The following is a 24,583-nucleotide window of genomic DNA, read 5'->3' as shown; positions in this document are numbered from 1 at the left end:
ATGAACGATTACATACTCGAGTTGAAAGATGTTGTGAAAACCTTTGGCGGTGTTACAGCGCTGAAAGGGGTTCATTTCCAGTTGAAGAAAGGTGAAGTACATGCACTGATGGGTGAAAACGGTGCTGGTAAATCTACTTTTATTAAAGTAATTACTGGTGTTCATCAACCTGATAGTGGTACTATGCTGTTAGAAGGAGAGAAAATTACCCTCCGTTCTACTGCCGATTCTCAAAAACTGGGTATTGCTGCGATTTACCAGCATGTAACGTCTTTCCCAGATCTGTCCGTAACAGAAAACATTTTTATGGGACAGGAAATCATGACCAAACTCCATACTTATGACTGGAGAGCCATGAGAAAACGTGCAAGAGAGTTAATGGCACCTTTGAACCCAGATATTGATGTTACTAAACCAATGGGTACATTGAGTGTTGCTCAACAGCAGTTAGTTGAAATTGCAAAGGCTTTGTCCCGTGATGCTCGTATTTTGATCATGGACGAACCTACTGCTTCTTTGACAAAAAATGAATGTGAAGAGCTGTACAAAATTGTTGACAGATTACGTGACGAAGGCGTATCTATTATTTTTATTACCCATAAATTTGAAGATATGTATCGTTTGGCAACAACTGTTACAGTATTCCGTGACTCCCAATATATTGGTACTTGGGATGTTGATAAAATTTCCAATTCTAAACTGATTGCAGAAATGGTTGGACGTGAACTGGATCAGATGTATCCAACAAAAACTTCTAAACCAGGCGAAGTTGTATTGGAAGTTGATAACATTTCGAAAGAAGGATATTTCAAAAATGTATCCTTTAATGTAAAAAAAGGTGAAATTCTTGCATTGACAGGTCTGGTAGGTGCTGGTCGTACCGAAGTATGTCAATCAATTTTTGGCGTTATGCCTCCTGACAAAGGTTCTATTAAACTGAATGGTCAAGAAGTAAAAATTAACAGCCCTAAAAAAGCATTAAAATTAGGCGTTGGTTTGTTGCCAGAAGACAGACAGATTCAAGGTTTGGTAAATGAAATTCCAATCTATGAAAACGTGTCTTCTGCAAATATGAATAAATTTGCTTCCATGGGTCTTTTAAATAATGATAAAGAAATGGATGCGGCAATTGAACTTTGTAACAAAATTCAATTAAAAGCAAAAGATATTGCAGACCCTCCATCTTCTCTGTCCGGTGGTAACCAACAGAAAGTAGTATTTGCAAAATTACTGAATGTAGACCTGAAAGTATTAATTTTGGATGAACCTACCAAAGGTATCGACGTTGGTGCAAAATACTCTATTTATGAAATTATGAATGAATTGGCCTCTAATGGTTACGCCATTATCATGGTTTCTTCCGAAATGCCTGAAGTTTTAGGTATGGCAGACCGTATTGTTGTAATGAATAGTGGTCGTGTAATTAAAACATTTGACGCTAAAGATGCAACCCAAGAAAAAATCTTGGAAGCTTCTTTAACAAAATCCCCAGACGCTGGAAAGGAGGCTTAAAACATGGCAACAAATAGTGTAAGCGCTCCTAAGAAAACGAGCGTATTCCAGAAAATTGCTAGATACCCATATTTAGGCTTAATTATCGGTTTGATTTTAATATTGGTAGTAGCATGGTTTTTAACTCCAAAGATGTTTACTTATGACGGCATTATTTCCATGTTTCGTAATAACTCAATTTATGCGATTTTAACCGCTGGTATGATGCTGGTTCTGATTACAGGTGGTATCGATTTGTCCGTTGCTTCTATTTTGGCAATGACAGGTATTTTTACCTCTAAACTGACCGCAACATTCCCTGATGTGCCAGGATTTGTATGGTTGATTGTTGGTTTACTAATTGGTGCGATTGCCGGATTGATTAATGGTCTTATGATTGGTAAATTGCGTATTATTCCATTTATCGCAACATTGGGTACGATGTATATCTATCGTGGCTTGGCCTTTGTAGTCAGTGGTGGTAAATGGTTCTTCCCACAGGTTTATGGTGAAAGCTATACTTGGTGGGCTACTGGTACCTTAATCCCAACCATTCCAAACTTAGTTTTAATTGTTGTAGTTGTATTGGTATTAGTTGGATTATTCTTAGGTTATACAAAATCCGGTAGACGTGTATATGCAATTGGTACTAGCAGAGAATCTTCTCATGTAGCAGGTATCAAAGATGGTAACGTTGAATTGATGGTATACACAATCAATGGTGCTTTATGTGGTATGGCTGGTATGCTGTACACAGCAAACTATGTTCTTTGCTACTATGGTATGGCTGATAGCTTTGAAATGACAGCAATTGCTATTTGTATTTTAGGTGGTGTAAGTATCACAGGTGGTAGAGGCCGTATGGATGGTGTTGTTATCTCTATCTTAATCATGAGTGTTATTTACAACTTTACAAGTATGTTGCCTGGCTTGAGTGTATGGCAGAAAGCAATTCAGGGTGCAATTATTATTGTGGCTGTATTTGTTAACGTTGCATCTGGAAAACTCTCCGATAAACGTGCATTGAAAGAGAGGGGGGCTTTAATATGAGTAACACAAACGTTACGCCATCAAGTAACTATAACAGAGACTTAAAGGTAAAAGAAGGATTTAAGCTTTCTAAATTTTTAGTAAAATGGGAAATGATCCTGGTTTACATTTTAATTGCAGTTAATATAGTTCTTTTAATCTCTAGACCAAGTTTATATAACTTAGAAACTTTACAATCTATTGTTACTTCTGGTATGGACTTATCCTTTATGGTATTAGGGATGGTACTCATTTTGATGTTAGGTGACATCGACGTATCCATTTCCTCTATCATGATTCTTTCCGGTATGACAATGGGATTGTTGTACCAGAGTGGTATGCCAGCAATAGTTGCTATTTTGGCTGGTGTTGTAGTAGGTGGATTGTGTGGTTTGTTTAATGGTTTCTTAGTTGGTAAGATTGGTATGCCAGCTGTAATCGTTACAATCGCAGGTCAATCTTTGTACCGTGGTATCGCTCAGATTATTTTGGGTGAAAACACATTAAAACAATTCCCAAAACTATTTACAGATTTGTATTGGAAAAATTTAGGTAATTTAATTCCATGGTCTTTAATCTGTTTCTTAATTGTAGGTGTTCTTTTCTGTATTCTCTTACATAAATCCACTTTTGGACGTAAACTGTACATGATGGGTAACAGCATGACAGCTTCCCATTATTCTGGCGTTAATGTTGCTGGCACTAGAATGGCAGTATTCACCATTATGGGTGTTATGACAGCGATTTCTGCAATGTTCTTCGTTGGGCACATGGGTGGTGGTTTAAGTTCCTCCATGGGTACAGGTTATGAATTGGATGTAATCGCTATCTGTGTATTAGGTGGTGTATCTACTGCTGGTGGTAAGGGTAAAATGTATGGTCCAATTATCGCGACTGTATTGATGGCATTCTTAAACTACACAACTGGTTTGATGGGTGCAGACTCTAACATCAAAAAAATCATTTCTGGTTCTATTATGATTATCGCAGTATTAATTCCAATGATCAATAGACGTTCTATTGCAAATGCAAAATTGAAATTAGTTTACCATAGCAATAAAAATATTGAAGCATTGAATATTAAAACTGCTGCTGAAATCAAAGAATTAAAAGCACAAGTTAAATCTGGTGCAATTACTTCCGCTGCAGCTCAACAACAGATTGCTACTTTGAAAGCAGAATGTAAAGCTACTTGTGACAAACTGTGGGCTGAACAGAAAGAAGATGCTGCAAAAGCCAAAGAAAGATTTAAATAGTTTAAAGTTTTGATTGGAAAGGTAACTGTTGAATCCAATAGTTACCTTGACAATAAACATCATATATAAGTAGCGACGACTACTAATATAAAACAATTAAATTTTATTGGAGGAAAAAACAATGAAAAAAGCATTAGCTCTTTTATTAGCAGCTACAATGACAGCTGGCGTATTAGCTGGTTGTGGTGGCAGTAACAATGATACTACCTCTGGTGGTGGCGGTTCTTCTACTACTGGCGGCGGTATGGAAGGCGCTCACGTATTTATGTTTAAATCTGCTGGTAACCACTTCGGTGAATTGATGTATGATGGTTTTGAAGCATATATCAAAGCACAGGGCGGTACAGCTCAAGAAAAATCTCCTGCACAACCAACTGTTGCTGATCAGGTTAAATTGATTGAAGAATGTGTTACTCAGAAAATCGCTTCTTTGACTATTTCCGCTAACAGTGATACTGGTTACGATGAAGTATTCAAAAAATGTGAAGAAGCTGGAATCAAAGTAGTATCTGTTGACTCCGAAATCGCTCCAGAATTCCGTATTACTCATATCAACCAAGCATCTTCCGCTGACGTTGGTGCATACCTGGTTAGATCTGCTACATTGATCGCTTTGGGTAAAGAATATTCTGAAGATATGGAAGAAGACGGTATGGAAGCTGCTGTTACAGAAGCTCTGTCTTCCTACTCTGGCGATGAACTGAAATTTGGTGTTCTCTCCGCTGCAGTTGATACTCCAGTACAGAACGGCTGGATCGCAGATATGGAAAAAGAATTGTCCAAAGATATGTACAAAGGTAAAGTAAGTGCTGAGTTGGATAAAAAATATGGTAACGATGACCCAACAATTTCTACTACACAAGCAAACGCTTTTGTATCTGAAAATAAAGTTGACGTTATCATTTCACCTACAACTGTAGGTATCTCCGCTGCTGGTGCTACATTGAGCACAGCTAACGTAGACATCAAATTGACAGGTTTAGGTCTGCCATCTGAAATGTCCAAATACTGCCCACAATCTAAAGATGACAATGCAAGCGAATTCGTTTGCCCATGGATGATGCTGTGGGATGTAGTTGATCAGGGCGCAATGGCTGCTGCTGCTGCATATGCTGCTGTTAAAGATGGTTACACCGGTGAAGAAGGTTCTACTTTTGTTAAAGCTGCATACTCTGTAGATATCAATGGTACAAAACTGGATTACGATGAAGTAACTTACACAACAGAAGCTGCTCCTTCTGGTGATGGAACAATTGCTACCTTGGGTGCACCAACAGTTTGGTGGAAAGGTAACATGGAAACATACAGCTTCCTGTAATAGATAAGTAATTTACACGACAGTTTGAACTTTGTATTTTTAAAGTTCGCTAAACTTATACAGTGTCGTCGCAGTATATTTGATTGAGGGGACTTGGTTTATAAACCAAGTCCCTTTCTTTTATCTAAAAACTTCTAGTAAAGTGTCCGTAGCAGTATAGCTCTGTTAATGGATATATCGTAAGAATAACTTAGATATTAGGATATAAAAATGTAATTAATCTACTCAATAATTAAATAAATATGGTATGGTGTATTTATCACTCTTAAATTGACAGATTCCCTATTATTTTATATAATCAAAACAATTAGATTTTTTATTGGGGGATTTTTGATGGGAGCGAAAAAACGAGCTTTCAAAGCAGCAATACCATATACGTTGCCGATATGTGCGGGATTTGCTTTTTTAGGTATTTCTTATGGTGTTTTTATGTATACAAAAGGTTTTTCTTTTCTTTATCCTATGATAATGAGTATGACTATCTTTGCGGGATCTATGGAGTTTTTAACCGTTAATTTATTGACTACTGCTTTTGATCCACTTGCGGCTTTTTTATTAGCTTTGATGGTAAATGCTCGCCATTTGTTTTATGGAATTTCCATGTTAGATAAATACAAGGGGACTGGAAAAAAGAAGGTATATTTGATTTTTGGAATGTGTGATGAATCTTTTTCCATTAATTGTACTGCAAACCCTCCAAAGGAGATCGACAAAGGATGGTTTATGTTTTTTGTTACTTTATTAAACCATATTTATTGGGTAGTTGGTGCCACAATAGGAGGCTTAATCGGACCTTTTATTCATTTTAATACCCAGGGGTTAGATTTTGTTATGACAGCACTATTTATTGTTATATTTTTAGAACAATGGTTTTCGAAAAAAGGACATCTTCCTTCTTTGATTGGTGTCGGTCTATCTATTATTTGTTTGTTAATATTTAGAAAGGATAATTTTATTATCCCAGCAATGGTGTTGATCTTTTTGGTGTTAACTTTACTGCGTAGACCGTTAGAAAAAAAGGAGGAATTCATATGACCCTATCCCAACAAATTATTACAATAGCTGCAGTAGTTTTGGGTACTATGGTGACAAGATTTCTCCCTTTTATTCTTTTTCCAGCAAATAAACCTACCCCAAAATATATTCAATATTTAGGTAAAGTATTACCATATGCAGTAATTGGTCTATTAGTTGTCTACTGCTTTAAGTCACTTTCTATTACTACATATCCTTTTGGATTGCCTGAAGTAATTGGTGTTATTACTATTATTTTATTGCATTGGTGGAAAAGAAATATGTTGATCTCAATTGCTGGTGGAACGATTGTTTACATGTTAGCTGTACAGGGAATTTTTTAATAATATTTATATTTGAATAAATAAGATGCTTGCTCTATTATTTGTATTTTAATTACTATTTGAGCGAAATTATATTAGCAATATTTTATCTTTTTTCATGGTATATCCTGTCTGTATGGCAATTGATAACTGTCATATACTAATCAAGATAGGAGGTGATATTTTGTACCAGAATTTAAATGACCTTTTAATGAATGATAAAGAAGCAAAAGAATTTTATATGGGATTATCGGAGCCAGCACAAGGAGCCTTAGAAACCCATACTCACGAAATTCATTCGAAACAGGACCTTGTTAATTTTATCCAAAATATGTAATATAATAAAAGAATCTTCCTTATTTTATAGGAAGATTCTTTTTTATTGTATAAGAAAACCCCCGACTGTGTCGGGGGTTCCCAAAAGCTTTAGCGGTGAGTATGCAAAAAAACTCCTTTTGGTAAAATATAAGTGCGGCCTGACAACTGCACAAAAAACCAAAAGGAGGACATTCGAGATGAATGACAATAAAAGTTTAGCACACACAACATGGAATTGCAAATATCACATAGTCTTTGCGCCAAAATACAGAAGGCAAATTTTCTATGGAGAGCACAGAGTAGAAGTGGGGAAAATATTAAGGGAATTGTGCGAATGGAAAGGGATAACGATAATAGAGGCGGAAGTGTGCCCAAATCACATACACATGCTGGTAGAAATACCACCAAAAGAAAGTGTATCAGGATTCATGGGATATTTGAAAGGAAAAAGCAGTATATTGATACACGAAAGACATGGAAATTTAAAATATAAATATGGGAACCGAAGCTTTTGGTGCAGGGGATACTATGTAGATACAGTAGGGAAGAATAAGAAAAAGATAGCAGAGTATATACAAGATCAGCTGAAAGAAGACCAATTACATGACCAACTAACATTGAAAGAATACATGGACCCGTTTACGGGTAGCAAGTAACAATCCATTCGCAGGTGTCAGGACGTAAAAAGCGCCTGGGGGCGCTGCTAGTAACAGAGCCTTACAGGCGCATCTGTAAAACCCCCGGCTATGCCGGGGGATATTTATTTTATCTATAAAAAACCGTATAATACATATTTTTAAATGATAGACTCTTACCAAAATTACAAAAAAGACATAGCATATTTACATAAAAAAGATAGTATTGTATTTTTATCCATAAAATCACCTAGTTGTTTATGCAGTTATACTAAATATTATCATAAAATATAGAATGATATTGCGTTTTTTATTACACTGCGTTATACTATTGTTGTATTAAAATGTTTTTTAATATATGATAGATTGCAATGGGGTTTGTTGTCTATCATCTAAATTTTGATAAGGAGGAAAAGAACCCATGAAGAAGAGACAAAGAATACTCTCTCTTGTCCTAACACTTGCTATGGCTTCCTCGATGGTTGTGCCAAGCAATGTGTTTGCAAAAGATGCGGAAGAACATGTTAGCAATTGGGACGCTCAATGGATTTGGGATAGTGAAATGCCAACAACACTTCCTGAAGCTGGTGATGTCTGGATGAACTTCCGTAAAGAAGTCACTTTGGATAAAGTACCGGATTCTGTAATAGCAAAAATTGCAGTAGAATCCCGTTATTGGTTGTACATTAACGGTGAAATGGTTGTATTCGAAGGTGGCTTAAAACGTGGTCCAAATAGGGAAGACAGCTACTATGACAAAGTGGATATTACAAAATATCTGCATGAAGGTGAAAATACCATTGCTGTTGCAGTTTGGTACTTAGGTAAGGGAAACCAAAGTTTCTCTAGTAACCCTGCTGGTGTAGGAGGCTTCTTGTTTGAGGCTGATTTTGGTGACCAACAGGTTCTCAGTGATGATACTTGGAAAGTAAAAAGAGACCCTGCTTATTTGCATTCAAAAGACCATGAATCAGCAGCTGAACAACCAAACTACCGTTTACCAGAATCTAATATTTATTATGATGCTCAGTTAGAATTAGGAGATTGGCAGGACCCAAGTTATAATGATGATAGTTGGGCCAATGCTGTAGAAAGAGGACAAGCTCCATGTGCTCCTTGGAATGAGCTGTATGAACGTCCAATTCCATTATTAAAAGATTATGGTTTAAAAGATTATAATAACTCTGCACAATATGTTGGTTATACGACCACAGAAGAAACTACTTTAGATATGGTACTGGACTATAATGCTCAGCTTACTCCATATTTAGAAATTGATGCTCCTGCTGGTTTGAAAATCGACATGAGAACGGATAACTATTCCGACCCTGCTGGCAATGGTAATACAACTAAGAGTGCTTATATTACTAAAGAAGGAGAACAGAGCTTTGAAGCGTTAGGCTGGTTTAACGGTCAGCATGTATACTATACCATTCCTGCTGGTGTTACCATCAAAGCTTTAAAATTCCGTGAAACCGGTTATGATACTGAGTTTACAGGTTCCTTTACCAGTGATGATGATTTCATGAACACCTTGTGGGAAAAATCCCTTCGTACTCTTTATGTTACTATGAGGGATAATTACATGGATTGTCCTGACCGTGAACGTTGTCAATGGTGGGGAGATGTTACCAGCGAAATGCTGATGACATTCTACGCATTAGATGAAGAAGCCTATAAACTATATGAAAAAGGCTTACAGACTAAATTAGGTTTTATTCAAAATGATGTCCTTTATACCACAGTTCCAAATAGTGGATATGAAACTGAATTACCAATGCAGGAATTAGCTGGTATTTGTGGCGTATGGGAATACTATCTATATACAGGTAGAACTGAAGTCCTGGAACAAATGTACACTCCAATGCGTAACTACATGACAAAAAAATGGAGCTTACAAGGTAATGGTTTAGTTACCCATTATGGTGGTACCTGGGACTGGATGGACTGGGGTAGCAATGCCGATGTTGCCGGGATTGAAAATGCTTGGTATTACAAAGCTACAAACTGTTTGAAACAGATCGCTGATGTATTAGGTAAAGAAGAAGATATTGCAGAATACCAAAATACAATGGCACGTATTGAAATGGGATATAAGAGTCTGTGGACAGAAAACGGCTATAAATCTGCTGCTCAAGCAAAACCAGATGACCGTGCTAATGCACTTGCAGTGTTAGCTGGTTTGGCAACTCCTGATCAATACCCAACTATTTTGAATGTATTAACAACTACCTACAATTCTAGCCCATACATGGAAAAATATGTACTGGACGCTATGGTAGACATGGGATACATGGAAGAAGCTCAGGAAAGAATTAAATTCCGTTATGCTGACATGGTAGAAGGCGATTTAGCTTACTCTACTTTGTGGGAATTCTGGGATAAAAACGCTGGTACCAAAAACCATGCTTGGACAGGTGGACCATTGATTACAATGTCCAAAGATATGGCCGGTGTAGCTCCAATTACTCCAGGTTATACAACATATCAAGTAAAACCTGATATGGGTAGTTTAACCCATATTGAAACAAGCGTTCCTGCTGTAATTGGTGATATTAAAGTAACATTAGACCGTGATGATGCGGCTAAAACATTTCATATGAATGTTACTGCTCCAGAAGGCGGACAGGCAAATATTGCAATCCCTCGTTTTGCAGGGGAAAACGTTGCGATTACTGCAAACGGAAAAACTGTATTCGCGAATGGTGCACCAGTTGAATCTGTAGAAGGTTTAACTTATGTATCCAACGATAGCAAGTATGTTTATTTCACTGCTACCCCAGGAACATGGGATTTCAACGAGACTGTTGTAGCAGCAGGGGAAGATGCGGAATATACTTTAACAGTGAATGGTACCGAAGGTGGTATTGTAAAAGTAAATGGTACAGAACAAGCTTTGCCATATACAGCTACTGTTGCAAATGGTACTACTGTAGAATTGGAAGCTGTACCAAATAGTGACTATAATTTTGATGGCTGGAATGGAAGCGTTGGTTCTGTTGATAATACAGTATCCGTTGTTGTAAACAACAATATGAATGTTACAGCAAACTTTAGCTTAAAACCAGTTAGTGTTTATAGCGTAGTAAAAGTAGAAGATCCAATGGGTGCTGGAATTAGCATCGAATGTGATGGTGTTACCTATACAACACCTGCAAACGTTGTAGTAAAAACAGGGTCTGCTGCTACCATTAAAGTGGCTGATGAACAAAATGGCAGCTTTGATTTCTCCAACTGGAGTGGTCAACTGTATTCTGCTAGCAAAGAAGTTACCTTTAATGTAGAACAAGATATGGCTGTTACTGTTAATGGTATCTACAAAGGTGTCGCTAATATAGCTAGCAATGCAAAAGTAACAGCTGACAATGGTCTTGGTGGTACATGGGCAGCAGAAAATTTAGTAGATGGTAATACTAAAGTTGGATTTAGTACTAATACCTATAATGATCGTGACCTTTCCAAAACAACAGCGAAAGAACATAATATTACCTTGGATTTGAATTCTCCTGAAACTTTTGACACCATTACATTGTATCCAAGAGCGGATGCCAAAGATAAAGATGGTGGATCTCCAAACTTCCCAGAAGAATTCTATATTCAAACCAGCAATGATGGAAAAATATTTACCGATGTAAAACATGTTGTTATGACAGAAAATCCAAACGGTGCACCACAAAAATTCGCATTGGATGAACCTGTTACCGCACAATATGTTCGTATTAAAACTCTAAAACTGGGAACTCCAGCTGCAGATGAAGGAATTGCTAATGCATATCGTGTTCAGATTATGGAAATTGAAATTTTCAATAACTCTGCAACAGGTGATTATTCTGTAAATATTTCCAATGCAGGTGATGGAGCAGGTAAAGTTTTAGTCAATGGAAAAGAAGCTACATTGCCACTAACGGAATCTTATCCAGCAGGCACCAAACTTGCAGTTGAAGCTGTACCAGAAAACGGCAGCCAGTTTGCAGGTTGGAATGGAAGCTTTACCACAAATAACCGTGTAGCTTATGTTGAAGTGAAAAAAGACCTCAACTTAACCGCTAACTTTAAGAATTTGGATATTACCGTAGATCCAGATGAAAATTTGGCTTCTGGCAAAACTGTTACAGCAGAAAATTCTGAAGGTAACAGCGCTCAATGGAATCCAAACTTCTTAACAGATGGAAAAACACAATCTGAAGGTAAAAATGAACCAAATACTGGAGTAAAAGGTTATACTTCTAAAGTATATCCATTCTCTCAATATGCAGGCGGAGATATTTCTGCTAACCCACATCATATCACGATTGATTTAGGTAAAAATGTAACATTCAGCAATGTTGCTCTTTATGCTAGAAGTGATACTGATGCAAAACCAGAAGGATCTGGTTTATGTGCGAACTTCCCACAAAACTTTAATATTAATGTTAAAGCAGATGGAGAAAAAGAATTTACAACTGTAAAAACAGTTACAGGTCAAACAGATATCCCACAGGATAACAACAAGCGCAGCTATGATTTGGATACCGCTGTAACAGCACGTTATATCCAAATTGAAACTACTTTATTGGGCACTCCAAGTTTTGATGAAGGTGACCAACAAAGTGGTGGCGCACGTGTACAATTAGCTGAAATTGAAGTTTACAACCTCAATGATCGTATGAATTTCTCCAATGGTAAAACTGTTGATGTAGATAATACCGATGGTGGTGCTGGAATGTGGTCCCCAACTTACTTAACAGATGGTAAGACCCAATCCGAAGGTAGAAATGATGCACAAAATGGTATTAAAGGCTATACTTCTACCAGCTATCCAAATGCAGATATTTCTGCTAATCCACATCATATTACCATTGACTTAGGCGAAGATAGAATGATTGATCAAGTTGCTTTGTATGCACGAAATGACACTGATGCAATCGAAGAAGGTTCAAATCTTTGCTCTAACTTCCCTGTTGATTTCAACATCAAAGTAAAAGCGGAAGGTGAAGATGAATTTACTACAGTAAAAACTGTAACTGGTCAAACCAATATTCCAATTGATCAAAATGAAAAAGTATATCAATTAGATAATATTGTAAAAGCGCGTTATGTACAAATTGAAACTACTCGTTTGGGTGAACTGAGTTTTGATGATAAGAGTAATGCTCCACGTATGCAGTTAGCTGAAATTATCGTAAGTGGTAAATTATCAGAACAAACTCCTTATGAACCTGGTTCAATTAAAGTATCTGCTGATCAGACCACTGACTTGACAATTGGTGAAAGCTATACCATCAATGCTGAAGTTCAAAATTCTAGCTTAGCAGATAACAGCTTAGTATGGTCTGTAGAGGATGAACAAGGTTTTGCATCTACAGTAGCAGATCTTCATCTGGAAGATAATCTGAACCCTGTATTGGTAGCAAAAGAAAAAGGTACTGCTTATGTAGTAGCTCGTTTTGCAAATGGTACAGGTGAAGCTGTAAGACTGGAAATTGCAGTTGAAAAAGATGGTGAACCAGAACCACCTGTAGAAGAAGCAGATAAACATATCTTAAATGCGGTAATTAAATACGCAGAAGAACAAAAAGCATCTGATGACTTTAACAATGTCATCGCAGATGTACAGGAATCCTTCAACGCAGCATTGGATGCAGCAAAAGAAATTGCGGCAGATCCAGCAGCAAGTCAGGATGCAGTAGATGCAGCATGGAAAGCATTGATGACCGAAATCCATAAACTGGGCTTTGTAAAAGGTGACATCACATCTTTAGAATCCTTGGTAGCATTGGCGGAAACCTACGACATGAATGACTTTGTAGAAGCAGGCCAAGCAGAATTCCAGGAAGCATTGAAAGCAGCCCAAGAATTGTTAGCAGATAAAGACAATGCAATGAAAGCAGAAATCGAAACAGCAGAAAGCAATCTGTTGAACGCGATGCTGAACCTGAGATACAAAGCGGATAAATCCATCCTGGAAAAAGTAATTGCGGAAGCCAACGGCAAAGATGCGAACGCATATACAGCGGAAAGCTATGCAGTACTGGAAGCAGCAGTAGCAGAAGCGAACGCAGTAATGGCGAATGAAAACGCAACTCAGGAAGAAGTAGATGCAGCAGTAACAAGTGTACAAGAAGCAATGAAAGGTCTGGTAGCAGTAGAAAAACCATCTACCGAAACACCAGATGACAACAAAGCAGACGGTACACAAACAGGGCAAGAATCTACCACAACAAAAGCAAACGCAGCGAAAACAGGCGACGTTGCTCCAATCGCGGGAGTAATGGCACTGGCATTAGCAGGCGCAGCAGTAGTAGTCCTGAAAAAGAAAAGATAATGAGTAAATTATCATAATAAAAAACGCTCTGAGAAATCAGAGCGTTTTTTATTATTTATCATGTATTATAAAAATCTATTTTAGCCTTCTATATTAATAGTTTTTATAAAATACTAATATAGAATATCTTAGTAACTGATAAAAAGTACATGATTAAACTTTTCTTTTGAAAGAGCCATTTTTTTAAATAATATATCAATTTGGATTTGTTTAAAATCCTATTTGCTAATTTTTATTATAGGCCACCTAATGTTATTGCATTATATTCGTTTGCAATAGCGTTCCATGTGGGAGGGCCAACAACACCGGATACAGGAATTCCAAAAAGTTCTTGGAATTTACGTACTGCATCTGCTGTTTGTGATCCAAAATATCCTGTTACAGGAATTTCGGGTATTTCTGTATAGGTTCTTCCAATTAAAGAGAGATAGGTCTGTAAATCAGTAATATCATCTCCACGCATACCTTCTTGTAATAATCTGCCTGGATAGATTTTTGCCCTTGCTCCATAATATTCTTCTGGTAAAGACCGCACAATACCCAAATAGGCATCCTCCAGTTTGTTCCATGTCTGTCTTCCTACAATGCCATCTGCTGTTAAACCATACAGAGATTGAAATTGTTTTACCGCATCTTCTGTGGCTGGACCAAATATTCCATCAATTTGAATAAATGGAATAAATTCGTTAAAGTATCCTATAACGGAGAGATAGTATTGTAGTGCTTGCACATAGTTTCCGGTATCTCCCCGGCGCAATACTGTTGGCAGCACGTTGGCAATTTCATCGTACTTGATGCCTTCAGAAGAAAGTTCTCCTAGCCGTTTTACAGAGTTATAAATATATTTAATTTTGTACCAGGTCGATTTACCCACTGCGCCATCTTGGGTTAAGTTAAAGATTTTTTGAAACTGCCGGACAGCGTTCTCTGTGTTTTGATCAAACCGTCCACTGATATTAGGTATTTTAGGAATAGAAGGGTAGTTGTCGGCAATACGGTTTAATTGGATTTGAATATCCTGTACTTCATTTCCAGCAGAGCCTAACCGTAAAACAGTTCCAGGATAGGATGGAATATTGCTTCGGATAGGAGCATTGCGGACAATCTCAATATCATCCCCATAATAATATTGTAATATTTCATAAGGAGTGTATCCTTGTTCTGCTAAAGTAACTGTCCCCCATTGGGAAAGTCCAGGGCAGGTTACAGTAGTACCATTACAAAACTGAGTGAAGTATGGTTCTACACTATCCTGTTTTCTTACATAGTTATTAAATATTTCATCTACTATTCTACTGATATTATCATAAATATCACGTCCATAGACAAATGCCTGATCGTATTGAGTAGAATTGGTAATATCAAAATCATAACCTTTACTGCGGTACCATTCTGTGTAGATTCTGTTTAAAGCAAAACTAATTTGAGCATAAATATTCGCACGGATAGCACTTTCTGGCCAGGTTGGGTAAATTTCACTGGATGCTACATTTTTTATGTAATCAGGAAAGGAAACTTGCACATTTTGGGCTTCTTGATCTGGTTTTCCCAAATGGACGGTAATTAAATTCGGAATATAAGGAAGATCTCCATTGGCCATGTGAATTACCTCCTTTCATCACTAGGATAGGATTCATCAATGATAATTGGATCGGGATTTTGGTTAGAATTAGTATCTGGAATTAAATTGACTGATTGTATTGATAGAATGCCATCAAAAATAGGAACATTTAGATCTGTTACTGGAACAAAGCCTGGTTTTGTCACCTCAATATCATAGGAAGCAGATACTCTATGGTCGCTTTCTGGTTGTTCTGAAAAACTTTTGTCCGGTGCAGGAAGTGGAAGTTTTTCAGTGCTTCCATCTTCATCTGTGTAAACATCATAGAAGATGCGCCGTCCCCCACCAATATCCTTGCTGACAACGCAGCGTGCCCCCTCAATTGGAATTGCTCTCCTCGCGATTGTAGTAGTAATTTTTAAATAACCGACCTTTAAATTATTATCTTGGAACTCTGTTCCAGAATAATAGGAACCTTCATCCTTGGAAGGGGACACAATGGTAGGTACAACTGGCTGTTCTTTCTCCAGTGATTTTGGACGTCTTTGATACATCTGCATCAATTGTTGTTTGTATGATTCAATTTGACGTTGTAATGCATCATCTTGAGATAAACTCATAATAAACACCCCTTTATCCATATCGTTTCATTTCTATCATATGCGTTTAAATTGGAAAATGGAACGGGAAAAAGGGGAAAAATTTTATTGATACAATGATTTTTATGTATCAAGGTTTTATTTTTTCATTGGTAGTTGAAACTAGTTGTTTGTTTAATTTTTTATAATAAATAGAAATACCTGCTGCAATGATAGCAGCTCCAAGAAATAATAATCCTTCAAAGTGCTTCATACTTTCAAATAATACTCCATAAAGTGCTTGACCTATTGGTTGGAAGCAGCCTGAAATAGAGAGGATCCAGGCAATTACTTTTCCAATTAAATATTCTGGAGTAATTGTTTGAATATATGCCATTAACTGCACAGTTGTAAGGGTAAAAATGAGCATCATCGCAAAACAGCAAACGCTGAAAATACCATATTGCAGGATACCCTGTAGCGGCAAAAATAGTATAATCCCCATTGGCAATAACAAAAAGCTGCCTATTAATAATAATTTCCAAACGGATTGTACCTTTAATTTTTTACTAGCTGTGCTGGCAAAAAGTCCGCCTGATAATCCTCCCAGTGCCATAATCCCCTGAATATATCCTAACATTTCATCGGTATTAAAACCTTTCAATGGAAGAACCTGTTTGACGATTACAGGAATACCGATAATTAAAATAGCGGATAAAAATAAATTAAATAAGGCAATTATTACAACAATTTTTCCAATAATAGGGCGAGTTTTTATGATAAAAGTAAGGCTTTGCTTTAAGTCTCCGGTTAAAATATGTACAATAGAGTTTTTTTGTGGCATGGGACGAAATGGTATGTGAATAAATAACTCCATAACAGCAGAAAAAATAAAACAAATTGTACTAATTACCAGTATAGTACGTAAACCAGCCATACTATATAGGATTCCGCCCAATACGGGTCCAATTAAATTTGCTAAAGAGGAAACCATATTAATAATAGCATTGGCGGGAACTAATTTTTTTTCAGATACTAAGAATGGGAGGCTGGCTTGTACAGAAGGCTGATAAGCTCCAGAAATCCCATATAATAAAACCAATACGATTAAAATGAGAACGACCAAGTTAAACTGCTGGTATACCAAAAAGAAGATGGCAATAATTCCTCCAGTAAAAAAGTCCAAACCTACCATGATGTTGCGTTTATTGATGCGGTCAGCGACAACACCGCCAATAGGGGACATTACCAGCATAGGAATAAAGGAAAAAGCGGACACAAATCCATATAAAGCAGCGGAACCTGTAATATTTAATAGATGGAGCGGTAAGACAAAACGAAGGACGCTGTTGCCAAATAGGGAGATAATCTGGCCAATTACTACTAAAATAAAATCTTTGGAAAAATGTTTTGTACTGGACATAGGTAATTCCTCCTTAATACCAACCGTTGGTATGTATTTTGGTAAAAAATAAATCATCATTGGCATCTTGGCAAATAAAATGCCAATGGTATAGCTTTAACTAAAATAAAAATAATAAATAAGCAGCTTATCATTTTTATTGATTTTTTTGGTATGCTGTGCAAAATTCTAATAATTTATCCAACATTTCATCTTCTAGCATATCTACTCCAAGTGATTGGAACATATGTTTTAAAAAATAAAATTTGTTGGTCAGATTTTCTGCGTTGTCCTGGAAAATCAATGGATTTAACCAAATATTTGTAAGCAGCATAGAAACTTCCGCAAATTGCTGTGGGTATTTGGTCTGGATAGAACCATCCTGTACACCAGCTTCAATAACAGGCTGGATAAACTTTGGTGCAATTTCTTGCATTACATCCTGTATCATCAAAATAAATAATCTGGAATTGTCCATAAAATTTGGTGCTGTTCGAAAAATTTTTTCTTGACCAGGACGGTTAATAGAAGCCCAAAACATCTGGCGAAGTTTTTCTTTTCCTGTTAAATTTGGGTTTTCACAGATTTCAGCCATCATTTCTTCAATTCCCGCACACATTTGATCTACGACTGCGATTAAAATTTCTTCTTTGGATTTAAAATGATGGTAAATTGCCCCTTTGCTTAGCCCACCAAGATGGTTAATGATATCTTGGATAGAAGTATGCTCATACCCTTTTTCCACAAACAATCGTGCTGCGGTAGACAAAATCAATTGTACTGTTTCTTCTGGATATTTATTTCGTGCCATAAATGCCACCTCAATACATACTAATAGTATGTATCTAATATAACATACCAACAGTATGTTTGTCAACAAAAAATAATCCAATAGCTTATTCATTACCATTGGATGTTTTTTTCTCCAGTTCAGAATGATTTTGTTTTGGAATATGATGCTGTTCCTCTGTTTTAATTTCCCAATGGATAAACAGGGAGAGGGAAGCACGCAGAATGATAATTGCACCTACTGTGATGATTTCGTTCCAGTCCCGTACAACAACGGTACGGAGTATTTCACTGCCCAGTTTAAATTCCAGGCCCATTGCCAATCCCTTTGCTAAGTTTAAACGAGTAAAGGGATTGTGTTTGATATATTGAAAAAATCCGGAAATTCCCGATAAAATAATCACAATGACGCCAATAAACTCTAATAACAGAATCGCTGCGTTTACAATTTGTAGTAATAGTTGGTGTAAAAATTCCAAGATAGCCCCTCCTTAACCATCTAAATTTGGTAAGGAATCCTGCAGTTTATCGGTTTTTTTGGGGGTAAAATAGCAACAGCCATCTACTGCGCTCCCAGTAACAGGAACAGGATGATTTAACTGGCAATATCCGTCTTTTTGATGGATACATGGACTGGCACATGGAACCAGGTTCACGTACAAAACCTCCCTTGTTTTTGGTTACCATTATTGTGTAGTGTTTTCATGGAAATATACATTCTATTTTACTGCATATTCTCCATAATCAAGTAAACAATAAATCTGGCTAAAGCATCATTGGAATCTACAGAATAACATATAGGGAGCGGAGTGAAACAGATGAAAAAATACATTCGACTAACGATTCTAACAGGAATACTAATTATGGCGGCAATTTGGATTCCAAACTGGATTGTTGCAGGGATTCCAGTAGTAGAGGTCACTAAAGTAAAAGAACAATCCTATTCCGAAACCGTTAAAGCAACTGGAGAAATCCGACCCATTCATCAAAAAGATTATATTTTGGATTATCCCGTCGTCCCAAGTCAGGTGAATGTATCGGTAGGGGATTGGGTAGAGGTTGGCCAGGTATTGGCTTTAGTGGATACCGAACAAACAGTATCCGCTATGGCAAGTATTCAAAAAAACATCGGCAATACTGATTTTTCTGCTTTGTTAGCTGGAAGCAGCTTTGATGAAAAGATTTCTGATTTTCCAGAACAGATTATCGCTAACGCTACCGGAACCATTACTTCGATTTCCTTACAGGAAGGCATGTTATCCAGTATGGGAAACGCGGTGGTTACAATTGCAGATTCCAGCCAATTACAAGTAAAAGCATTTGTAAATGAGGACGATGTTAGCCAGGTTCAGATTGGGCAGCAGGTGAAAATTTCGGGTAAGTCTCTCGGAAAACAATCTTATTCTGGAACCGTACAAAAAATTTATCCCGCAACTACCACAAAAACAGAGGGGCTAAGTACACAAACTGGGGTACAAGTAGAAATCTCTATCGATAATGCCCCAGAAGATATTACATTAGGTAGCCATGTTACGGCAACCATTACTACCCAACCAGAACGCACAGGAATGATGCTCCCATATGAATCTGTCAACCAACTGGATGATGGAACAGAATATGTATTTTGCTACCAGGACGGCAGGGCAGTAATGAGGCCGGTAAAAACGGGGCAAGAAACCAAAAATGGAATCGAAATTTTAAGTGGAGTTTCCAAGGAAGATTGGATTATCCGTTCCGCTTCTTCCCTCCAGACAAATAATTGCTATGTAAAACTAAAGGAGGAATGAATGTGGGGGTATTGGCTGACAGTTTAAAAAGTATTTTCCGCAAAAAAGCCCGTTCTGTATTGACAATGTTAGGAGTAGCCATTGGAGTGTTTTCAGTTGTAATTATTTCTTCTATTGGAGATGTAGGAAAAGATGTCATTAACCAGGAACTCAACAGTATAGGAATAGATGGTGTTATGATTGGAGTGGACAGCAGCAAAACTAGTAAAACTATAGGGGAAGAACAGCTCCAGCTTGTCCAGAAAAATCCTGTGGTCAAACAATCTATGCCTCTGATGATGAAATACTCCACTGTATCCGCACACGGAAATAGTGACCAGTGTGTGGTGTTTGGAGTGGACAAAACGGTAGAATCTATGGTTTCTTTAGATTTATTACATGGCAGAATGTTAAACCAGGCAGATATAAACGGTCAAGAAACAAACTGTATTGTAGATGAAAGCTATGCGAAAAATATGTATGGCAGAAGTAATATTGTTGGAAAAGAAATTTCGATTCAATTAAATGGAGTAGAACAGGATTTTACAGTGGTAGGGGTAGTGGCTTCTGGTGGAAATATGTTACAGGGGATGATGGGAGAATATATCCCTTGTTTTCTTTATGCCCCCATTACCACGATACAAAAAGGATATAATGCCAAGGGATATGATCAGATTATGATTAAGCTGGTGGATGATAGCAACGATATTACCCAGTTGCAAACAGAATTGGAACAGCAGTTGGGTGAAGGAAATGTTTCCGTACAAAACTTGGTGCAGCAAAAGGATAAACTCAACGGAATATTGAATACAGTAACTGGTGTACTTGCGTTAATTGGTGGGATTTCTCTGTTGGTATCCGGTATTTCGATTATGACTGTGATGATGACATCAGTACAGGAGCGGAAAAAAGAGATTGGTATCAAAAAAGCTATTGGTGCTTCCAAAGGAAGAATTTTATGTGAATTTTTATCCGAATCCTTTTTTATTTGTCTATTTGGCAGTATAATAGGAATTGTAATTGGGACAGCCTGTGTGATTGCTGGATGCCGATTGTTTGGATTTTCATTTTTTTGGAATTGGAAACTACTTTTTACCTGCTTGGGCTTTTCCTGTGGAATAGGGATGCTGTTTGGCGTCTATCCAGCGAGAAGGGCAGCCGACTTAAATCCAGTAGAAGCACTCCGTTCCGAATAACCCCCTTTAACAAGGGGATACATAATAGGTGAGACGATGAAATGGATTGAAACTCCCCATTTGCCCCAGTCGAAAGTAAGTTTGACAGCAGTATCAAGTTTAGCGGATTGGGTGATACAGGATTTACAGGAAAAAGGGATTACGGTGATTCCTATCCCTCCCTGTGATGATTTGGCAAAACCAGTATGTTCCCATGCTGATTTGTTATTACAACATATCCAGCGGGAACAAGTAGCGGTTTACCAATCAGAGGTAGGGGAATTATTGAAACAGTATGGAGCTTCTATTATTCCACCAAAAATCCGTTTAACAGCAAAATACCCAGGTGATATCCTGTATGATAGCTGCCGTGTTGGAGGTTATTTATTCGGCAGGTTTCATCAGGATTCACCTGGGTTGGAAATTGGCTTACAAAATTGTACGAAAATTTCGGTCAAACAAGGATATACCAAGTGTTCAGTAGCTATTGTGCAACAGAATGCGGTGATTACCGCGGATGTTGGGTTGTTCCGGAAATTTCAACAGTTTGGATTTGATGTGTTAAAAATACAAAGCGGATGGATTGAATTACCAGGTTATGATACTGGGTTTATTGGTGGCTGCTGTGGAAAAATAGCGGAAAATCTGCTTTATCTGACGGGAAAACTGTGTTCCCATCCAGATGGGGAAACCATCCGCAGATTTTGTGAAAAACATGGCGTATCTATTGTAGAAGGAAGTGCTAGCCAGCTTTATGATATTGGTGGTATTATTCCTCTAATGGAAACTGGAAATTTGTCTCAATCATCCTACTGCAACAGTCGGGGGAATAGCACCAATGGTCGATATGCCCCTCATCAATAAAATATTGTACTTCCGGTTTGGTAGGAGGAGCATCAAATGCATCTACAATAATTAACTTAATTTTCATTTTTTCCGGGATAAGGCTTTTAATATAAATGCTGGCATTTTGCCCTGCCTGTACCCCTTCTTTGTATTCCGCTAAACCAGCCAGGTTTGGTGTAAGTTCCACAAAGATACCATAGCTCTCTATGGAACGGACGATACCGCCCACAGTTTCACCAGCATGGAATTGGGAAACATTTTGCTCCCAGGTTCCAAGCAGCTCTTTGTGAGATAGGAATACCCTCCCATTTTCGTCCAAGGAACGGACAATGGTGCGAATTTCCTGTCCAACCCAAAAACGGTCTTTTGGATGGGAGATTCGGGAAACAGAAATCGCATCAATGGGAATTAATGAGGGAATGCCACAACCAATATCCACAAAACAACCAAAAGGTTCCAAGTGAGTAACAACAGCGGGGATGATATCCCCTGGAGCTAGTTGATTTATGTATTCCCTATAACAAATCTGTTGCGCTTTCCTGCGGGATAGTAAAGCTATGGTTTCCCCATTTTGTTCTTGAAAACCGGTTACTACAAAACATACTGGCTTGTTTACTTTGGAAATTAACGCAATATCCTTTGTGGTGCCCTCCCCGATACCGATTGCCCCTTCTTCCCGGGGGATGAACCCTTTCATACAGCCCAGTTGTACCACAAGGTTGTGCTGGCTGTCGCAGAGGATCGCTTTGCTTTCCAATATTTTTTGGGATGCCATACTTTCTTTCAGCTGGAATGGAGTAGAAATCCCCAGTTTGTTTTCCGGCTGATGGTAAAGCAATCCTTCTGGATAAAATCGCATTGTTATAAAACCTCCTTGATTTTTTCAGATATTCCAGTGTATTCGGAGGTTTTATAACTTATGCGTATTTGGCTATCGGATTTTTACATTTTGTCCGCCTCTTGCTTGTAAAAACAAAGCAACTGTTTTAGATTCCTGTTCATCCGCTGTTAGCGCAACGGTATAGTCGCCGCTCTGATCCAGGGTGACAGAAGCTTTGGTGTTTGGTCCAGTCATATACACCGGTGCGGAAATTCCACCCACCGTTTGGTCGGCAAATTTTTCGGGGGGCACATCCATGGTAACCGCTGCAGAAACGTTGGAACTTCCAGAACAATCTGCCTGTTGTATGGCAAAGTGCTGTTTGGCATCCCGCAAAGCCTGCATGGCGGTCTGATGGTCAGTAAAATGTGCGTATACCGTTTGATTCATAAAGCATCCTTCTTTCCAAAATTCTTTAATAGAGATAACTCTCTTTCTTATTTTGATCTTTTTTTTGAATCCTATGATAGAAAATCTTGCCTATTTACTGGGTTTAATGGTATAATAAACTAGTATTAGAATGTGAATAACAAGAAAGGCGGTGGATTCGTGGATATACAAGTAGGAGATACTTTGGTGATGAAAAAGCAGCATCCTTGTGGGGAAAAGGAATTTACCGTATTGCGTACCGGGATGGATATTAAAATCCGCTGTAAAACCTGTGGTCGTGAAGTGATGTTACCTCGAGCAAAAGTGGAAAAAAATATAAAAAAAATTCTTCGTCCCGACCCTGATTTGTAGCGGGGCTGGCTTTTATTTGTAACACATCAATCATTTTGTAGAAGAATAAAGGAGAACATTTTTATGGCAGATATTTTAGATAAACTTGGCGCGATTGAAAAACACTACCAAGATATTAATAACCAGTTGATGGACCCAGATGTGGTGAATAATCAGGCGGTTTACCGTGATTTGATGAAAGAATTGAAAAATTTGACCCCAATTGTAGAAAAATACCAGGAACGTCAAAAAGTACAGCAGGATGTAGACGACGCACAATCCATGTTGCACGATCCAGAAATTGATAAAGAATTCAAAGAAATGGTGCAGGAAGAATATAATGAAGGAATAAAGAAACTGGAAGAACTAGGGGAAGAATTGAAAATCCTGTTGTTGCCAAAAGATCCGAATGATGATAAAAACGTTATTGTAGAAATTCGTGGCGGTGCAGGCGGTGATGAAGCAGCCCTGTTTGCCTACGACTTATACCGCATGTACACCATGTATGCGGAATCCAAACACTGGAAAACAGAGATTTTAAGCGCCAATGAGACCGAAATCGGTGGCTTTAAAGAAGTTTGTTTTGAAGTGGAAGGAGAAGGCGCTTATTCCCGTTTGAAATTTGAAAGCGGGGTACATCGTGTACAGCGTGTACCAGAAACAGAAACTCAGGGACGCATCCATACTTCTACCGTAACTGTGGCGGTGCTTCCAGAAGCAGAAGAAGTGGAATTTGATATTAACCCAACTGATATTAAGGTGGATACCTTCCGTGCCAGCGGTGCCGGCGGGCAGCATGTCAACAAAACGGAATCCGCTATCCGTCTGACCTACCTTCCAACAGGGCTGGTAGTAGAATGCCAGGATGAACGAAGCCAGCACAAAAACAGAGAAAAAGCGATGAAAATCCTCCGTACCCGTTTATATGAACAGGCGATGCAGGAAGCAAATGACAAAATTGCTTCGGAACGAAAAGCGCAAGTGGGAACCGGTGACCGTTCTGAACGGATTCGAACTTATAACTTCCCACAGGGTCGTGTAACCGACCATAGAATTGGTTTAACCCTCTACCATTTGGAACAAAATTTAAACGGGGATATTGACGAGATCATTGATGCTCTGGTAACAGCGGACCAGGCAGCAAAATTAGCGGCAGAATCTGAAGCATAATAGGAACA

At 37.9% G+C, this 24,583-nt stretch carries 22 protein-coding genes; 14 read left to right on the top strand and 8 right to left on the bottom strand.

Features of this window, described 5'->3' with window-relative positions:
* From H8Z77_RS07405 to H8Z77_RS07365, 9 genes are all read left to right on the top strand, one after another.
* On the top strand, positions 1-1,512 hold the full coding sequence (locus tag H8Z77_RS07405; RefSeq protein ID WP_069987306.1) for a sugar ABC transporter ATP-binding protein: 1,512 nt from the start codon (positions 1-3) through the stop codon (positions 1,510-1,512).
* A gap of 3 nt (positions 1,513-1,515) precedes the next feature.
* Positions 1,516-2,541, top strand: a complete 1,026-nt coding sequence (locus H8Z77_RS07400) for an ABC transporter permease (protein ID WP_186996630.1) — start codon at positions 1,516-1,518, stop codon at positions 2,539-2,541.
* On the top strand, positions 2,538-3,776 hold the full coding sequence (locus H8Z77_RS07395) for an ABC transporter permease (protein WP_069987305.1): 1,239 nt from the start codon (positions 2,538-2,540) through the stop codon (positions 3,774-3,776). Before H8Z77_RS07400 ends, H8Z77_RS07395 begins: the two co-directional genes overlap by 4 nt.
* Before the next feature lie 121 nt (positions 3,777-3,897).
* Positions 3,898-5,094 carry a substrate-binding domain-containing protein gene (locus H8Z77_RS07390; RefSeq protein ID WP_069987304.1) on the top strand — a complete coding sequence of 399 codons (1,197 nt, stop codon included), beginning with the start codon at positions 3,898-3,900 and terminating at the stop codon, positions 5,092-5,094.
* Between the two features lie 333 nt (positions 5,095-5,427).
* The gene (locus tag H8Z77_RS07385; protein WP_186996629.1) at positions 5,428-6,129 is read left to right on the top strand and encodes an AzlC family ABC transporter permease; all 702 of its coding nucleotides are present in this window, start codon (positions 5,428-5,430) and stop codon (positions 6,127-6,129) included.
* Positions 6,120-6,452: a branched-chain amino acid transporter permease gene (locus H8Z77_RS07380; RefSeq protein WP_366472182.1), complete on the top strand. Its 333-nt coding sequence runs from the start codon at positions 6,120-6,122 to the stop codon at positions 6,450-6,452. Before H8Z77_RS07385 ends, H8Z77_RS07380 begins: the two co-directional genes overlap by 10 nt.
* Before the next feature lie 163 nt (positions 6,453-6,615).
* Positions 6,616-6,768, top strand: a complete 153-nt coding sequence (locus H8Z77_RS07375) for a hypothetical protein (protein ID WP_159427346.1) — start codon at positions 6,616-6,618, stop codon at positions 6,766-6,768.
* A gap of 178 nt (positions 6,769-6,946) precedes the next feature.
* The gene (gene tnpA / locus H8Z77_RS07370; protein ID WP_069986677.1) at positions 6,947-7,405 is read left to right on the top strand and encodes an IS200/IS605 family transposase; all 459 of its coding nucleotides are present in this window, start codon (positions 6,947-6,949) and stop codon (positions 7,403-7,405) included.
* A 400-nt stretch (positions 7,406-7,805) separates the two neighbouring features.
* The gene (locus H8Z77_RS07365; RefSeq protein ID WP_186996627.1) at positions 7,806-13,688 is read left to right on the top strand and encodes a discoidin domain-containing protein; all 5,883 of its coding nucleotides are present in this window, start codon (positions 7,806-7,808) and stop codon (positions 13,686-13,688) included.
* 235 nt (positions 13,689-13,923) lie between these two features.
* Here the strand turns inward: H8Z77_RS07365 and H8Z77_RS07360 are convergent, their stop codons facing one another.
* The 6 genes from H8Z77_RS07360 to H8Z77_RS07335 all read right to left on the bottom strand — a co-directional run bounded on the left by H8Z77_RS07360 (position 13,924) and on the right by H8Z77_RS07335 (position 18,674).
* On the bottom strand, positions 13,924-15,288 hold the full coding sequence (locus H8Z77_RS07360) for a peptidoglycan-binding protein (protein WP_186996626.1): 1,365 nt from the start codon (positions 15,286-15,288) through the stop codon (positions 13,924-13,926).
* Between the two features lie 5 nt (positions 15,289-15,293).
* Complete coding sequence (locus tag H8Z77_RS07355) at positions 15,294-15,869, bottom strand: hypothetical protein (RefSeq protein ID WP_186996625.1); 576 nt, start codon at positions 15,867-15,869, stop codon at positions 15,294-15,296.
* 109 nt (positions 15,870-15,978) lie between these two features.
* Positions 15,979-17,250: an MFS transporter gene (locus H8Z77_RS07350; RefSeq protein ID WP_186996624.1), complete on the bottom strand. Its 1,272-nt coding sequence runs from the start codon at positions 17,248-17,250 to the stop codon at positions 15,979-15,981.
* 136 nt (positions 17,251-17,386) lie between these two features.
* Positions 17,387-18,040 (bottom strand): TetR/AcrR family transcriptional regulator, encoded by a 654-nt coding sequence (locus H8Z77_RS07345; protein ID WP_069987297.1) that lies wholly within the window; start codon positions 18,038-18,040, stop codon positions 17,387-17,389.
* A gap of 85 nt (positions 18,041-18,125) precedes the next feature.
* Positions 18,126-18,497 carry a DUF1622 domain-containing protein gene (locus tag H8Z77_RS07340; RefSeq protein WP_186996623.1) on the bottom strand — a complete coding sequence of 124 codons (372 nt, stop codon included), beginning with the start codon at positions 18,495-18,497 and terminating at the stop codon, positions 18,126-18,128.
* Between the two features lie 12 nt (positions 18,498-18,509).
* On the bottom strand, positions 18,510-18,674 hold the full coding sequence (locus tag H8Z77_RS07335; protein ID WP_159427345.1) for a hydroxymyristoyl-ACP dehydratase: 165 nt from the start codon (positions 18,672-18,674) through the stop codon (positions 18,510-18,512).
* Positions 18,675-18,836: 162 nt separating this feature from the next.
* Between H8Z77_RS07335 and H8Z77_RS07330 the strand changes: the two genes are divergently transcribed.
* From H8Z77_RS07330 to H8Z77_RS07320, 3 genes are read left to right on the top strand one after another with little or no spacing between them, the layout of a single operon-like run.
* Positions 18,837-19,805 carry an efflux RND transporter periplasmic adaptor subunit gene (locus H8Z77_RS07330; protein WP_186996622.1) on the top strand — a complete coding sequence of 323 codons (969 nt, stop codon included), beginning with the start codon at positions 18,837-18,839 and terminating at the stop codon, positions 19,803-19,805.
* Between the two features lie 2 nt (positions 19,806-19,807).
* The gene (locus H8Z77_RS07325) at positions 19,808-20,980 is read left to right on the top strand and encodes an ABC transporter permease (protein ID WP_159427344.1); all 1,173 of its coding nucleotides are present in this window, start codon (positions 19,808-19,810) and stop codon (positions 20,978-20,980) included.
* A 36-nt stretch (positions 20,981-21,016) separates the two neighbouring features.
* On the top strand, positions 21,017-21,823 hold the full coding sequence (locus H8Z77_RS07320) for a DUF6873 family GME fold protein (protein ID WP_186996621.1): 807 nt from the start codon (positions 21,017-21,019) through the stop codon (positions 21,821-21,823).
* On the opposite strand, the gene H8Z77_RS07315 is transcribed toward H8Z77_RS07320, so the two are convergent.
* Both H8Z77_RS07315 and H8Z77_RS07310 read right to left on the bottom strand, forming a co-directional pair.
* Positions 21,729-22,664 (bottom strand): S1 RNA-binding domain-containing protein, encoded by a 936-nt coding sequence (locus H8Z77_RS07315; protein WP_069987294.1) that lies wholly within the window; start codon positions 22,662-22,664, stop codon positions 21,729-21,731. The two genes, H8Z77_RS07320 and H8Z77_RS07315, sit on opposite strands and share 95 nt — an antisense overlap.
* 72 nt (positions 22,665-22,736) lie before the next feature.
* Entirely contained in the window at positions 22,737-23,075 is a 339-nt protein-coding gene (locus H8Z77_RS07310) for a hypothetical protein (protein WP_186996620.1), read from the bottom strand.
* 159 nt (positions 23,076-23,234) lie between these two features.
* Here H8Z77_RS07310 and H8Z77_RS07305 point away from each other — a divergent pair, with 159 nt between their 5' ends.
* Both H8Z77_RS07305 and prfA read left to right on the top strand, forming a co-directional pair.
* Positions 23,235-23,426, top strand: a complete 192-nt coding sequence (locus tag H8Z77_RS07305; protein ID WP_069987292.1) for a DUF951 domain-containing protein — start codon at positions 23,235-23,237, stop codon at positions 23,424-23,426.
* A gap of 63 nt (positions 23,427-23,489) precedes the next feature.
* Complete coding sequence (gene prfA, locus H8Z77_RS07300; RefSeq protein WP_186996619.1) at positions 23,490-24,575, top strand: peptide chain release factor 1; 1,086 nt, start codon at positions 23,490-23,492, stop codon at positions 24,573-24,575.
* Positions 24,576-24,583 lie beyond the last annotated feature (8 nt).

The organism is Clostridium facile (assembly GCF_014297275.1).
In the GTDB taxonomy this organism is placed as follows: Bacteria; Bacillota; Clostridia; order Oscillospirales; family Ruminococcaceae; genus Massilioclostridium; species Massilioclostridium facile.
Note: the sequence above shows the minus strand (reverse complement) of the source record. Positions and strands in the feature narration are given on the sequence as shown.